Origin of the sequence: Ekhidna sp., assembly GCF_965212185.1 — a bacterium.
Lineage (GTDB): Bacteria > Bacteroidota > Bacteroidia > Cytophagales > Cyclobacteriaceae > Ekhidna.
In genome coordinates this window covers 1,966,418-1,981,713 of the sequence record NZ_OZ243102.1, presented here as the reverse complement: position 1 = coordinate 1,981,713, position 15,296 = coordinate 1,966,418, and the positions used below count along the sequence as shown (strand labels likewise).

Here is a 15,296-nt window from a genome sequence, read left to right as displayed (position 1 = left end):
ACAGTTTTTAACCTCTTATTCAAGTTTTGATTGGAGACCTCCCATTAATTCTTAGAGTTGTTAATCGGTATTTGAACACTTCGTAATAGAAATTGTTTATAAATCATGATTCATCTGATACTTGTTTTCATTATTCCAATTTCTAGCGCACTCATGATCAATTTTACATCCGCTGACAATGATTGGTATATCATAAATGATGGTGTAATGGGAGGGTTATCTAAAGGCAATATGGTAGAAACGGATGATGGCGTACTTTTCTACGGTGAAGTTTCACTTAAGAATAATGGTGGCTTCTCTTCTTTCAGAAGTCCATGGGAGTCATATGATTTAACCAATTATAGTAAGGTATCCATCAGATACAAAAGTGAAGGAATCAAAAAGGCGTTTGTGATGGAGACGGACAAGAGATTTTACATACCCAATTTTAAGGTGTCATTACCTTCAAGTAGTGAATGGGTCACCAAAGAGTTCAAGCTGGTTGATTTTAAGCAGTATAGGTTAGGAAATCCTACAGGTGAATCTTTGCAGAAAGATCAAAAAGAGGACATCATTCGTATTGGATTTATTACTGATGAAAAGAGGGCAGGAGATTTCAGATTTGAAGTGGACTACATCGAATTTGAGTAGCTAAGAATTCGTCTCCTTCGGCGCTTTTGAAGGAAAGGTAAGTGTAATAGATGTGCCCTTGCCTTCTTCACTTTCGACTTTTATTTCACCATTATTCAGGGATACAAAACCTTTAACTACTGGTAATCCAAGACCAATTCCTTGTTCTCCATTTGTACCAGGCTTTACTCTTTCTTTGTTTGCCTCAAATATCTGATCCATATTATCTGATGGAATTCCCGTACCGGAATCTTTTATTTCAATGATAGCAGAATCATTTTCTTCTGTTGCTGAAAGACTGATTATTCCTCCTGCTTCACTGTATTTAATGGAGTTATCCAATAAATTCTTGATAATTACATTGAAAGTTGTGGCATCCCCAAAGCAAGTAAGATCCTCATCACCACTTACTTCAACGGTGATTTCCTTCTTTGTTGCATTAGGTTCAAGTTCAGTTTTTAGCGCTTCCAACGTTTTAATAATCTTGATCTCAGTAGCTCTATATGGGACTGATCCGTTTTCTATCTTTACCCAGTTAACCAGATTCTCTAGAAGTGTAAGAATCTTATTCTTGCCATCGTTTAGGTACCCTTTGATTTGAGCGAGTTGCTGATCATCTTTCGTATCGTATGTATCATCTACATGCCTCATCAACACATCCGCAAACCCAACAAGAATGCCTAAGGGCGACTTGATGTCATGAGAGACAATGGAGAATAATCTGCTTTTCATCTTATCTAAACGGACTTTCTCGTCTTTCAACAGCTGTATTTCTTCCCTTAGAACATCTATTTCGTTAGATTCTTGCATTGGTCTTTTGAATTGGTTAGTAGGTTCACTCAGTGAACTAGGTGGTATAAATTCAAACCTAAAACATGTTTGCAATTAACAGCTATTTTATCTTGCTGTTTTCGTTGAAATTGGTATTTCAGCAGATATGAGAAATTTTTGGCTAGTTATCAAGTGTTCATCCAACGCCACCATTTACCTAACCACGTTTTAGGCTCAGGCCGACTATCGTTTGCTGTCTCGATTTTAGCTTCGGTTTGCTTAGTCTTTGGAGTTGATTTCTTTTTCTTATTTACTTGCTCATTTTTAAGTTTCTGTTCGTAGTGTTTGGCTTTTAATTCTTTTAATCGCTGCGTTTCCTGTTCTTTTCTTCTTTTTTCTTGGCGAGCCTCATAAGCTTCTTTCTTGCGTTTGGCTTTCAGTCGTCTTTGTTCACGTTCTTCATCAGTAAGAGGAGACCTTTTGTTTCGTCTGTTACGATCCGAGGCGGGAGCTTCTTCCTCTTCGTTCACTATTTTCTTTTTAGGCTCAGGTAAGTCCACTTTACCTAAGACCTTAAGACCTGACAGCTCTTTTTTTGGAGCCTTGATAAGTTTGATTTTTTCCAGATCCACTGGTGTTTCTTCAGATTCCAAAAGTTCAAGCAGCCTATCAGTTTGGATTACCTCATCTTCACTTGGTCTAGGTTTAATGTCTTCAGTCGATGTTTCTTGAACGGGTAATTCTTCAATCGTTGTTTCAGCTCCGGAGATTTCTAGCTCACCATCTACTGATGCTATATCATCAGCAGCCGATGTGGGTTCATCATTAATTTGCTCCTCTTCAACAACCTTATTCAAGGTATCAACTGCCTCACTTTCTGCATCAGTTGGATCTATTGCATCCGTTTGATCCTGGGGCTCAACAACAGGCGTCTCTTTAATTAGATTGAAATGCTTGAAAATCTTTTCTTCAATGGCATCAAATAGCTTTGCATTTGCATGGAATTTCTCGCCTGTTTCTTCATTCAGATAGGTTAGGATTTCCTGAACAGGGATGTCATGTTTTCGTGCTAACTGTCCGAGTCTCATTGAGCTATTGGTTTCTAATGCAAAACTAAAATTATTACCCATCAGCAGCACCTCTAAAATCAATTAATTGTTGTACTTTAAAAACATGAAGCCACTATCATGTATTTCCATAGATGACAATCCACTTTTCACTCGAAAGTTAGAGGCCTTCACCGAAGGGCTAGATTGGATTTCCATTATTGATTCTTATGATAATCCTATTCAAGGTGCCACCGCCGTTGTAAATTCAAATCCGGATGTATTATTTCTGGATATCGAAATGCCGTACATTGATGGGGAATATCTTGTTGATTGGATTAAACCTCGACTCCAATCAATGGAAAAGCAACCTCGAATCATTGTGATATCATCAGTTTCGGAACCACCAGAAGAATTGCTTGCTAACTCCGACGGATTCATCAATAAATCAGATGTTACTGATCCGGAATCATTTGAAAAGAAGCTGAGAGAAATTCTAGGATGATTTTATGGGTAAGCTTACGTTGAAAGTGGTACCTTGACCTTCCGTACTAGTGACCTTTATCTGACCTTTATTTAGCTTAGTAAATTCATTGACCAATTGTAAACCTAGACCTATTCCCTTTTCACCTTTAGTACCGTAAGTACTGGACTTTTCAGTAAGAGTGAAGAGATTATCAATTCGTTCATCATTCATTCCAATCCCAGAATCATTTACTGAAACATCAACAAAATGGCCATTTTTTGATGATTTAATAGCCACTTTACCGCCTTCTGGAGTGAATTTTAACGCATTGTGAATCAGATTTCGGAAAATGGTCACAGTGCTGTTTAAATCTACAAATACCTCTGCAGTGGTGTCCATGTGCGATTCAATCGAGATATTTTTGCTTTTAGCTGCTAGCTCAAAACTATCAATCACTTCTGTAAGCATTGAAGTAACCTTAATTTTTTCAGGATTATAGGGGATCTGACTCAATTCTGTAGTCGCCCAATTCAGTAGGTTGTCGAGCAATTTGGATAAATGATCGGTTGCCTTATCAACTTCTACCATCATCTTCTCCAGGTCTTCATATTTTGCCTGTTTCAGATATAGGGAAATAACCTGGCTGATTCCACTAAAAGCACTAACAGGTCCTCTGAGGTCGTGTGAGATAATGGCGAAAAAGCGATCCTTTAAACGTTTCTGTGCTTTTATTTCTCTCAGATAAATTTTCAATGTATCATTCTCACGGAGTGTCTCGGCATTCTTCCGCAGCTGGAGAATGTGTTTGATGGTTTTAACCATAGTTATCTCCAAATCTTTGAAATCGATGGGTTTGGTGATGAAATCAAAAGCACCCAAATTCATTGCTGTACGGATGTTTTCCATGTCACCATACGCTGAAACAATGACAGTTTTTAGAAAATAATTTTGCTCATTCAGTTTTGATAATAGCGTCAGACCATCCATTTCTGGCATATTGATATCTGTCAGCACCAGGTCTACTTCCGTTTCTGCAATCAAATCCAATGCTTTTTGACCATTTTCTGCAAAGTAGAACTGGTATTCGCCTAATCGTATATTCTTTCTAAATTTTTGTCTGACTAGTGCTTCTAAATCCGGCTCATCATCGACTACTAGAATTTTGGTCATACGTTCAGGGATTTAATTTTTTCTTTCAGCAGACTGAAGTCTAGCGGTTTGGTAAGAAAATCATTTGCACCTAGTTTTTGTGCGGTGTTTTTATTTTCCTCATCACCGTATGCAGAAATCATCATAACCACAGGAGGAGGGGGGGTGGACGATTTTTGAATCTTGTCTAGCAACTCCAAACCACTCATGCCAGGCATATTGATATCGGATAAAATGAGCTTGTCACGATAGCCGTCTGATTCCAGATATTCAATGGCCTCTTCACCTGAATGAACAAATTTCATTTCAAGTTCATTGGATTTTATTTCTCTACGGAATCGCTGTTGAAATAGTGGTTCAACATCTAATTCATCGTCTACAATTAAAATCTTCATGGTGTGGCGGTTAGTTGGTTGAGCAAATTAAATATAATAGAGGATTATCAGTTTTTTTTAATTTTTAGGTATTTCCTTTAATGGGAAGCTTAATTTCAAAGAAGGTACCGTACCCTTGGTTACTTTCTACCTCAATGGTTCCTCTGTGACCTTGAGTAATGATCTCATGGCTCATTGATAATCCCAAACCGGTTCCTTCTCCAGCAGCTTTAGTTGTAAAGAAAGGTTGAAATATTTTGTCCTTTATCTCATCAGGAATGCCAATCCCATTGTCTTTGATTATGATGATTATTTCGTTCTTGCTTGACTGTGTAATCACTTTAATCTGAGGGTTATATTCTCCTTCGGCCACTTTCGATTTTTCTGCTACAGCATAAAACGCGTTATTAATCAGGTTTAAAAGGACACGACCAATGTCCTGTCTTACCACATGTGTTTTAGGTAAATGTGGGTCTGAATTCAATACAAAATGTGCCCTAAACTGATTGTTTTTTGCTCGAATACCATGGTAGGAGAGACTTAGACATTCATCAGCGAGGGCATTGATGTCTGTTTCCTCTTTTTCGGATGTACCAGTGCGTGAGTGCAGCAGCATGCTCTTCACGATCTCTTCAGCACGTTTACCGTGATGTGTGATCTTCTTCTCATTTTCCTTTAGGTCCTCAATCAGTTGATTTATTTCGCTCTGATCACCTTTATTGATTGTTTCTTCAATCTCATCCAATAACTCTCTGTTCAGGTCTGAGAAATTATTCACGAAGTTCAGTGGGTTCTGGATTTCATGGGCAATTCCAGCAGTGATTTCACCTAAAGAAGCCATTTTCTCTGCGTGGATAAGCTTTTGCTGAGCAGTCTTTAGTTTATCATAGGCCTTTTCTACTCGCTTTTTTCCCCGTTGCTTGATGCGGTTGTTTCTCCAAAGTGCAAATGCTATAACTAACAGTGTGAAGGTGCTTCCAATAAAGGTATTCTGTCTGATTTTAGCACGTAATTCATTTCTGCTTTGCTGAATTTCAAGTTCCTTTAATTTTTGGTCAAAGTCATTGAAACTCTTGATGGATTGTTCTTGAAGAATGAATTTAAGACTGTCTCTGGCTGCATTACTTTCATTTGCATAAGCCAAAGCTTTTCTCAGATCAATTGCTGTATAAAGATTAGCCAGGTATTCACTTACTTCAATGATGAGAACAATACTTCTTGATTTTTTCGAATTTAATAAAGCTAAATCTGCATAATAAAAGGTGGAATCAGTCAAGCCATTTTGATGGTATAGCCTGGAAATGTCCAGATATGCTTTGGTTAAACTGACATCATCATCCTTGTTGAACGATGATTTCACCGACTGTTTATAGAATGATAAAGCCAGATTTTTAGCACCTAATCTACGATGCATATTCGCTACAATTCGTAGCGGGTAGGGTGGATTCAGTATGTCTGGATTGATCTCATTAAAAGTCTTTTTCCCAAAATAATTAGCTGAGTCAGCCATGTTCAATCTTGCATAACAATCAGATAGCTGTGCATAATTTGCCATCAGTTGTAATGGATCCTTGCTTTTGAAGGTTAATGCTTTTTTAATAGCTCGGATGCTTTCTCTGTATTTCCCCGAGGAAGAGAGCGCCTGGCCGAATGCAGAGTAAGATTTACTGAGTAGGTGTTCATTTTTCAACGCTACGGATAGCTTGATGGCCATTGATGAGTATTCATAACCCTTTACCACATCTCCAATGACAGAGCTAACCAGTGAGAGCGTGAGTAAAGAATTTACTTCGCCTGCTTGATAGTTACTTTTTCGGGCTATAAGAAGACCATTTCTTGCATAGAAAATACTCGAATCGTATTCCGACATCCAATAAGATTCTGCCAATGAATTTAAGATTTGTACTAGCGTGCTGTCATTATCCGCTACAAATAATTGAGATTTTAAACTGTCACGATAGGCTCTGTCCGTGTTGATATTTTGTCCTATGCTATTCACAAGAAAGACTGTCAGTATTAGCAGTATCAGAAGTGATCTTTTCATGTGAGTGGGAGAGTAAGGATGAATGTTGTCTCTTGGCCTTCTTTACTTTCTACTTCAATCGTCCCTCCATGCCCTTTGGTCACAATGTCATAGCTCATACTCAAACCTAATCCGGTTCCTTCTCCAGCAGCTTTGGTGGTGAAGAATGGTTGGAAGATCTTGTCTTTGATATCGTCTGGGATGCCCGGACCATTGTCGGAAACGGTGATTTGGATACTCTCGGCTGTCTTTTTTGTTGATACAATAACTAAAGGTTTGTAATCTGCTTTCATGGTGCTGACGCTGCGGTCACCACCTGCGCCTATAGCGCAGGCCTGAAAAGCATTATTGATCAAATTCAACAAGACTCTTCCAATATCCTGCGGAACGACATTGATTTTGGGCAGGGAAGGGTCTAGCTCAGTTTTAAAATCAGCGTTAAAGGACTTGTCCTTAGCTCTTAAACCATGATAAGCGAGACGCAGGTACTCATCTGCTAACTGGTTGATATCAGTAAGCTCCTTTTCGTCATTGCCACTACGAGAATGCTGGAGCATGCTTTTTACAATTTCTTCAGCACGTTTGCCGTGATGAGCAATCTTCGTTTCATTCTCGAGTAGGTCTTTCAGAATGGCCTTGACTTCTTCCTGATCATTTTTAGCCACTGCATCCTTCAGCTCCTCAATAAGCTCTTTATTGAGCTCAGAAAAATTATTCACGAAGTTGAGTGGGTTCTGAATCTCGTGAGCGATTCCTGCAGTTAGCTCACCAAGAGAGGCCATTTTTTCCGAGTGGATGAGTTGGTTCTGAGTTGATTGGAGTTTTGAAATAGACTCTTTTAGTGCTCGATTTGCTTTCTGCTTTTGGCGATTATTCCTAAAGAGAATTAATCCAATAAGTACAAGAATTAAGGATCCTGTAAGTAGTGCTAATTGTCGATTTCTACTTTGATTGGCAATTCGCTGAATATTATCCTCCTTATTTCTTTCTTGCTCGTCTAGTATTATTTGCTGCAATTCCTGCAATTTTTTTGTCCCGGCTATATCTTCTTGTACTTTGTTTGCCATTATGAGATAACTATAAGCATCTTCATAGTTCTTTCTCTCTTTGAATACGCTACTAATCAGTAAAGCAGACTCACGAATAATCTTCTTGAATGAAATTTTTTCAGCCGTTTGAATTGCATTTTGGGCGTAGTTAAGAGCTGAGTCTGTAATTTGAAGTTCAAGATAAAGTTCCGCTATTGAAAAATAGCTCATAGCAAGATTTCTTAAATCGTTATCAAATTGAGCCTCTTGAATGGCCCTCTGATAGTAAAAAAGAGCACTGTCCAAGCTTTTCTTAAGCTTAAATGCATTTCCATACCTAAACATGATTTCTGCAAATGTGTAATCATATCTATCAGTTGCACTTAATGATGCCTGATAAACAATTTTTTGATAATACAATGCTGAATCTGGCTGATTCATTAAGGAATAAATGTTTCCAATATTTGAAATTTCATTGTGATACATTCCAGTATCGCCTATCGCCCAAAACTGAGCTTTTGATAATTCATAATATTCTATAGCTCTATGGTAGTCTGCTAACTCCATGTATACATTTCCAATTCTGTTAAGCGCATTACTAGTTACAACTGTATCTCTTAATTCTTCGCCAATTCTTAATGCTTCGAATTGATAAGCCAGTGACTCAGGCAGTTTGCCATTCTCTAAAAAAACTGCCCCAATTAAAGAAAGTAGATACGCCTTCTGATTTGTTAAATTCAATCTATCAGCTATTCCTAATGATATATTGTAGTAGTGTAGTGATGAATCAATATTTGAAAATCGATATCCAGTTGCTATGGCGGTGCTAAGCCGAAGTTTAGTTGAATCATGTTTCGATTCGGAAAATTTCTTTTTGATTACGGACAGTTGATCAGCGGGTACTTGGGCGCTGTTTGAAAAGCTGCAGGAAAACAGAATAATGATAAGTACTACTCTTATCATATGGTAATCAAGTATATGTTTTAGTATGGCACACATATTAATTCAATTATGTGTTTCCCTTTACAGGTATTTTAATGACAAATGAAGTTCCACTCATTGGTATTGATTCAAACAGAATTTCTCCATCATGACCCTTGGTCACAATGTCATAGCTCATACTCAACCCTAACCCAGTTCCTTCACCAGTTGCTTTGGTAGTAAAGAACGGTTGGAAGATTTTATCCCGGATGTTGTCTGGGATGCCTGGTCCATTGTCGGAAACGGTGATTTGGATACTCTCGGCTGTCTTTTTTGTTGATACAATAACTAAAGGTTTGTAATCTGCTTTCATGGTGCTGACGCTGCGGTCACCACCTGCGCCTATAGCGCAGGCCTGAAAAGCATTATTGATCAGGTTAAGCAATACACGCCCGATATCCTGTGGCACAACTTTGATCTTGGGTAGGGAAGGGTCTAGCTCAGTTTTAAAATCAGCGTTAAAGGACTTGTCCTTAGCTCTTAAACCATGATAAGCGAGACGCAGGTACTCATCTGCTAACTGGTTGATATCAGTAAGCTCCTTTTCGTCATTGCCACTACGAGAATGCTGGAGCATGCTTTTTACAATTTCTTCAGCACGTTTGCCGTGATGAGCAATCTTCGTTTCATTCTCGAGTAGGTCTTTCAGAATGGCCTTGACTTCTTCCTGATCATTTTTAGCCACTGCATCCTTCAGCTCCTCAATAAGCTCTTTATTGAGCTCAGAGAAATTATTAACGAAGTTGAGTGGATTCTGAATCTCGTGAGCGATTCCTGCAGTTAGCTCTCCCAGGGAAGCCATCTTTTCAGAGTGGATTAGCTGGTTTTGCGTGGCTTTTAGATCTTCAATTGACTGGTTCAGTGCAGCAGTTCGTTCATTTACTTGCTGTTCAAGTAGTACATTTTGATTGGCCAGTAATTCCCTTTTTTCTTCGTTGACTTTTAGCACCTTCCGGCTTTCTTCATACACTTCCTTTAAGCTTTCATTCAATCGTGCAGAAACATAACCGAGTAGGAATAACGGGGTAATCAGATTAGCCAAGGAAATAATTGGCTTATCATACTCATTGTAAAAATCGAGCAAATACTTGTGTATACTGATGTATTGTAGGGTAGCAAGTGTTGAAGCAATTACTCCAATAACAACCGCCCATTGAGCTCCTTTAATCGATTTCCAATGTTTATATAACAAACTTCCATAATATCCCAGCATGAAAGTAAATGCGATTCCAAAAGGCAATGAAATGGAAAAAAGATGCGCAGGAGTATTTGTTATTAACAAAGCACAGAAGATCACTTTAGACCAAAGTGAATTCTTTTGAGTGAGCATCCATTCCAAAATGAACAATCCAAGAATGGTTGTTATTGCTTGCAGGTTGATCAGAAACAGGAATCGAATCTTCTCTACAACGTAAGAAATCTCAAAAAACGAATTGTAAAAAATTGCGATGGAAGTGAGTAAAACAAATGTGATCAACCAGGCAATGAGTTTGAAAAGTGTTTGATTCTTATTTAGAAAGTAGAGAAACCAAAACAAAAAGAATAAAAGGGCACTTAACCCGATGCTTAATGAGCCAAAGATGTATGATGATTTGGAGTTTCGATCCACATAATCGATATATGCCGGCCCTGTGATAGCAATGAGACTCTTGAGATTATCGGGTTTCAACCTGAGCTCTCGCTGCTGGAAGGTGCTCTCATAATCAACAAAATGAATGGCTAAAAGATACGCTTTCCCAACCTCCAGATTGATGGGTTGGGGATGTTTTAGTATTGGATTGTAAGGTTCGTATGGATTGCACGTATCACCGAACGAATGAATCAACTCGCCATCGATGTAGATGTCTGTAGCTGCCCATAGATCTCTGCTGATCGCCAGTGGCATGCCATCAAATGACTCATTTAATTTGATTTTAATTCGAAACCACCCTTCCAATCTTCCTGAAGCATCTTCCATCTCGGCATTGAGTTGGTTAGGTCTGAATGATTGCCAGTCGGATACATCCAGATCAGTTTGAGCCCACTCAGGATCATGTCCTTGTTTATATAGCCATCCATCTAAAGGTGTTAAAAACAAGCGTTGATGGGAGTGAAACATGGTGGCATCAAGTACGACTACTTTGTTCTGACTGAAAGCCGATTGACAAATGCCAAAAAGGAGAATGAAGAATATGAAAAAGGATCTATGACGCATGGATTGGCAGTCGAATGGTAAACGTGGTTCCCTTTCCTATTTCACTCTCCAACTCTATGGTGCCACCATGTCCTTTGGAAATGATGTCATGGCTGAGAGATAAGCCAAGTCCAGTACCTGTTCCGGTTGCTTTGGTAGTGAAAAATGGTTGGAATATTTTGTCTTTAATTTTGTCAGGGATGCCGGCACCATTGTCTTTTACCTGAATTTTGATGTGGTCCTCTTCCTTTTGGGTGACAACTTCTACTGTGGGCTTGTACGATGCATCTTTCTTACTTTGTTCGGCAGTTGCATGAAAGGCATTATTGATCAGATTTAGGAAAACCCTTCCAATGTCCTGAGAGAGCACTTCAATTTTAGGAAGGTTCTCATCAAGAGTGCACTTAAATTTGGCATTGAACGACTTGTCCTTTGCTCTTAAACCGTGGTAGGAGAGGCGAAGAAATTCATCTGCCAATGTATTGATGTCTGTCAGCTCCTTCTTGCCATCACCCCCTCTGGAGTGCTGAAGCATCCCTTTTACAATGCCCTCTGCTCTTCTCCCATGATGGATGATTTTTTCTTCGTTCGATTTTAAGTCATTAAGAATTGCTTTTGCCTCTTCTGTGTCACCAGAATCAAGTGCTTCTCTCAATTCTTCTACTAACTCAGTATTCAGGTCGGAGAAGTTATTGACAAAGTTTAGTGGGTTCTGAATTTCATGCGCAATTCCGGCGGTTAACTCTCCAAGAGACGCCATCTTTTCTGCGTGAACCAATTGGCTTTGCGTTGAACGTAATTCTCCAAGAGCATCTTCAGCCATACGCTTGGCCTTTTCAAGTTGCACAAAATCCTCGTACCGAGTATAGGCAATAGAAAATGCATCCGCTACATCCTGAACAAGATCCAGATCATTTTCGATTAGAAAATCTTGTGTGCCAACATAGAGCATCCCTTGCTTGAAGGGCACAAACTGTAAGCAAAGCTGTTCAGGAGGAGTTTCAGAATGTTGATAGCTCTCAGAGCTAATAACTAATCCCTGATCTTCTAATCCCTTAGACCACTCGATAAATTGGTCCTTGTCCCACTTCTCTCTAAATATATGTTGATTCTTCCAATGTTGACTGGCGGCAAGTGTAATGTCACTATTATCAAAGTCAAGCGTGACAGTGGCTATTGACTCTCCCTTTGGAGTTGAGAGGTACATGTTTATTTTTTTTGACTGTTCATTCATTATAAAAATTCCACATCTAAAAAATGAAATACCCAGTGAGCTGAGTTCTGTCCAAATAAATGGTGTCAGTTTCTCCAAATCAGTTTGGTTTCTCATTGAAGCTATTTCAGCTCGTATTCTATCCAAAGAGGCTTGTTTTCGTGCTTCTGTTGCTTGCTCTGCAGCTTTTTGCAGATCGTCAAATCGCTGATAGGCCAGATCAAACGTTCGGGCCATTTTGATGACGATTAACTCCGTGTCCTCATCAGGTTCTGTCAACATATCCAGAGTTAGTAAACCGCTGGAAAAGCTACCAAAAGGATTCCATTGTGTTTTTAGTTTGTTATTTTCAATGGCACGTTTGAGATTCAAATAATTCTCTTCATCTACCAATTTCCATTCTTCCAACTCCTTTTTGTTTTTCTCTAGGTCGTATTCAATGACAAAGTACTCTTGACCATTTTTCCACTTACGCCAGAATTCACCCAGCATATTAAATTCTTTTGGATCATAGGTAGACTTATGGTCTCGGGTATAGCCCATATTGCCGGGATCGGAGATATCCCACATGGTCACAATGTCATTTTCATCTATGAGAATAAATGCTGCCCCCGTAATGCCTTCTATGCCAAGGTTGGTGATCTCCATGATCAAAGTTTGAGTCACTTTGACTAGATCACTTGGCAGATGCATGGCCATAGCTTCTGCTCTTACACGTTCTACTGCAGCTTCAATCTGAGCTTCTCTTGCCTGAGCTTCTGCCTTTTTTAAATCAAGAAAGCGAGTGTAAGCTCTTTCGAATTCTATAGAAAACCTTTTAAGTATAGCCTTTTCATCAGCAGAAAGCTTGCGCCGGATATTTATCCCAAAGCAACCATATCTCATATAGGCCTCCGAATAGTAAAGTCCATCTGGAAAATAATTCGACTTTAAATTTTGAGCACCATCCAATAGTTCGTGCCAAACGTCAAAAAAACCCACGACATCTGAAGGTTTGATGAATTCTTCTAGAATTACATCCGGATTAGCCCAGGCTTTAAAACAGGCAGCCGTGTAAGGTTCCGATTTGTCTAACGGATAGGTAATTTGTTTGCTTTCAAGGGCTCTTTTCTTCCCTTTTTCTTCATGCCAACTTGCCCAGAATTGATGAGATTGATTCTCTTCATCTGGAAGCCATACATAGGAAAATTCTGAGGGTATATCCAGGAAGGTGATTTGCTCATGAAATACATTTGAAACATTATCTATTTCATCAGAGTGCTGCATCATCATGCTTTGAGCACGAGCTCGCTCTAACGCAGCTTCAACTTTCACCTCTCGTGCCTGCTGCTCTGCTTGTTTTAAATCTTCGAATCTCTTGTACGCCAAATCAAAGGCGCTAGCAAATCGTCGGAGTGTCTCAATTCCTTCTTTTGGTGGCTCATGGATGTTGCCCGGCAAACTGTAACCAATTTCACCATGAGTGGTTCGGGCCATGATGAAGGTCAATCCACCAAGATTTCGTACGTCTTCCAGACTAGGCGCATTGGGATCCAGCTGTTCGAAATCTCCAAGGGAGATCATTTTGTCTACATAGGTTACTGCTGTTTCAGCATCCATTGGAAAAACCAGCGTAGGATCCTTCTTTTTTTCCCATTTGGCCACCAGAGGAACATCACCATGGATATGCCGAGGCAGTTTCATTACCATGCCGATGCGTGCGCCATCACCGGCGGTCATTGCTTTTTCATATCGATCCGGTAGCCATCTCATATGCCAGAAATAATTCGCTTCGTATCCCAGGTTTACAAACTCTTTTCGCATGGCCACCACAATGTCTTGCAGGTCGCTCGACTCTTTCATGGCAGTTGCCTGTGCTCTTATCCGTTCCAATGCCAGTTCTATTTGGGCTTCTCTGGCTTGTTCTTCAGCTTTCTTAAGGTCCAGGAAACGGGTATAGGTTTGTTCAAATACTTTCGCAAACCGCATGAAAATGTTATGTGACTCAAGTACTGATTCGATCGTGATAAACAGGAGGTATCCGTATTTAAAATAGACGACATGGTCGATCTGATATTCGGGAAAAGAGCCGTTTGATTCTTTTAGTTTCTTGAGCACATCTCCAATGACGGGCAGTGTGCTCATGTATTCATAATGCTCGATGCACTTTTGGCCTTTAAATTCCTGTACGTGTATAGAACTTCCCTTTTGTCCCAGGTCATAGTATTTTTTAAAGATGCCTTTTCTCGGGATCGTGTAGGTTGGCAGGACGCCTTTTTCATTTCCGAACCATTCGATGGAGTCTTTCTCACGATAAATGTTGAATGCACATCCCCACGTCTTAATGCCCAGGTTTCTAACTTCCTGATCTAACAGAAATGAAGCCTCCGATAGCTCATCACTGCTTTGCATAGCCATCGTTCTGGTACGCACCCGTTCGAGTGCCGCTTCGATATTTGCTTTTCTGGCTTGTTCTTCAGCTTTTTGAAGGTCTAAAAAACGCTGGTATGCAAGACCAAATGCATTGGCCATTTTAATCGTAATAACCCTGATTTCATCATCGGGAGGATTGAGTAAATCCAGCGTTAGGAGTCCGCTAGAGAATTTACCAAAAGCATTCCACTGAGTATCAATTAAACCTTTATCGAAGGGGCCCTTAAGGGCTTTGTATACATCAGAATTGATTTGCTTCCATTCCTCAAGGCCCTTTTTCACCTTTTCAGAATCATATTCAATGGTGAAGTATTCTTTTTTTTCCTTCCATTTTTTCCATGTTTCACCTAGTTGGGGATATTTCTTAGGCTCCCAGGTCGCAACTTTATGATCCGGTTTGCCCATATTTCCTGGATCTGAAAAGTCCCACATGGTAGTGGTTCCATTCTCCTCAAATAAAAGAAGGGACACACCTGAATACCCCCGAATCTTTAGTTTTGAAAACTCATCGTTCAGAACTTTTGCAACTTTGCTCAATTCACTCGAGTCATGCATCGCCATGGAAGCTGCTCTAACCCGCTCTAATGCTGCTTCTAATTCCTGCTTTCTTTCAAGTACTTCTATTTTGGTCAATAGAGCTTTATCCTTTTTCGAGGAACTTTTAGATGTTGGTGCTTTTGGTGAAGGCATATAGTTGACGGAACCGAAGTTCTCATTTTGAAATTAACTAGGCAGTGTAAACCCTTAATTTACCTGAGTTTAAGGAATGAAACAAGTGCATGATCTGAAGTATCTGATGAATAACCCACCCCTTACCCCTCCAAGGAGGGGAATTTTCTTCCTGAGTCCAGTCTTCCCACCTCGTTCCGACGATCGGGGATGACTGTATAGTCGTAACTAATAACCTAAGATGTTTTCGGTAGCGGGTGTCATCCTGAATTTATTTCAGGATCTGGGCTAAGCAGAGGGTTGTTACCAACTCACCCCGGCCCCTCTCTAATATTAGAGAGGGGAGTGGTTCGTCGTTCCGGCGATTAACTTTGGTCATTTC

The 15,296-nt window shown here is 39.7% G+C and carries 10 protein-coding genes; 2 read left to right on the top strand and 8 right to left on the bottom strand.

Features of this window, described 5'->3' with window-relative positions; genetic code table 11:
* Nucleotides 1-105: 105 nt before the first annotated feature.
* Complete coding sequence (locus tag ACOMC3_RS08635) at nucleotides 106-630, top strand: CIA30 family protein (RefSeq protein WP_420319140.1); 525 nt, start codon at nucleotides 106-108, stop codon at nucleotides 628-630.
* On the opposite strand, the gene ACOMC3_RS08630 is transcribed toward ACOMC3_RS08635, so the two are convergent.
* Both ACOMC3_RS08630 and ACOMC3_RS08625 read right to left on the bottom strand, forming a co-directional pair.
* A complete protein-coding gene (locus tag ACOMC3_RS08630; protein WP_420319139.1) occupies nucleotides 631-1,419 on the bottom strand; it encodes a sensor histidine kinase in 789 nt (262 codons plus the stop codon).
* Nucleotides 1,420-1,568: 149 nt separating this feature from the next.
* Nucleotides 1,569-2,468, bottom strand: a complete 900-nt coding sequence (locus tag ACOMC3_RS08625) for a hypothetical protein (RefSeq protein WP_420319138.1) — start codon at nucleotides 2,466-2,468, stop codon at nucleotides 1,569-1,571.
* Between the two features lie 85 nt (nucleotides 2,469-2,553).
* Here ACOMC3_RS08625 and ACOMC3_RS08620 point away from each other — a divergent pair, with 85 nt between their 5' ends.
* On the top strand, nucleotides 2,554-2,931 hold the full coding sequence (locus tag ACOMC3_RS08620; RefSeq protein WP_420319137.1) for a response regulator: 378 nt from the start codon (nucleotides 2,554-2,556) through the stop codon (nucleotides 2,929-2,931).
* Here the strand turns inward: ACOMC3_RS08620 and ACOMC3_RS08615 are convergent.
* The 6 genes from ACOMC3_RS08615 to ACOMC3_RS08590 all read right to left on the bottom strand — a co-directional run bounded on the left by ACOMC3_RS08615 (nucleotide 2,923) and on the right by ACOMC3_RS08590 (nucleotide 14,935).
* On the bottom strand, nucleotides 2,923-4,062 hold the full coding sequence (locus ACOMC3_RS08615) for a response regulator (protein WP_420319136.1): 1,140 nt from the start codon (nucleotides 4,060-4,062) through the stop codon (nucleotides 2,923-2,925). The two genes, ACOMC3_RS08620 and ACOMC3_RS08615, sit on opposite strands and share 9 nt — an antisense overlap.
* Nucleotides 4,059-4,436, bottom strand: coding sequence for a response regulator (locus ACOMC3_RS08610; RefSeq protein ID WP_420319135.1), 378 nt, complete (start codon nucleotides 4,434-4,436; stop codon nucleotides 4,059-4,061). Before ACOMC3_RS08610 ends, ACOMC3_RS08615 begins: the two co-directional genes overlap by 4 nt.
* Nucleotides 4,437-4,500: 64 nt before the next feature.
* Nucleotides 4,501-6,459 carry an ATP-binding protein gene (locus ACOMC3_RS08605; protein WP_420319134.1) on the bottom strand — a complete coding sequence of 653 codons (1,959 nt, stop codon included), beginning with the start codon at nucleotides 6,457-6,459 and terminating at the stop codon, nucleotides 4,501-4,503.
* On the bottom strand, nucleotides 6,456-8,429 hold the full coding sequence (locus ACOMC3_RS08600; protein WP_420319133.1) for an ATP-binding protein: 1,974 nt from the start codon (nucleotides 8,427-8,429) through the stop codon (nucleotides 6,456-6,458). Before ACOMC3_RS08600 ends, ACOMC3_RS08605 begins: the two co-directional genes overlap by 4 nt.
* Nucleotides 8,430-8,475: 46 nt before the next feature.
* Complete coding sequence (locus tag ACOMC3_RS08595; protein WP_420319132.1) at nucleotides 8,476-10,641, bottom strand: sensor histidine kinase; 2,166 nt, start codon at nucleotides 10,639-10,641, stop codon at nucleotides 8,476-8,478.
* Nucleotides 10,631-14,935: a sensor histidine kinase gene (locus tag ACOMC3_RS08590; RefSeq protein ID WP_420319131.1), complete on the bottom strand. Its 4,305-nt coding sequence runs from the start codon at nucleotides 14,933-14,935 to the stop codon at nucleotides 10,631-10,633. The genes ACOMC3_RS08595 and ACOMC3_RS08590 overlap by 11 nt, the downstream gene beginning before the upstream one ends.
* Between the last annotated feature and the right edge of the window lie 361 nt (nucleotides 14,936-15,296).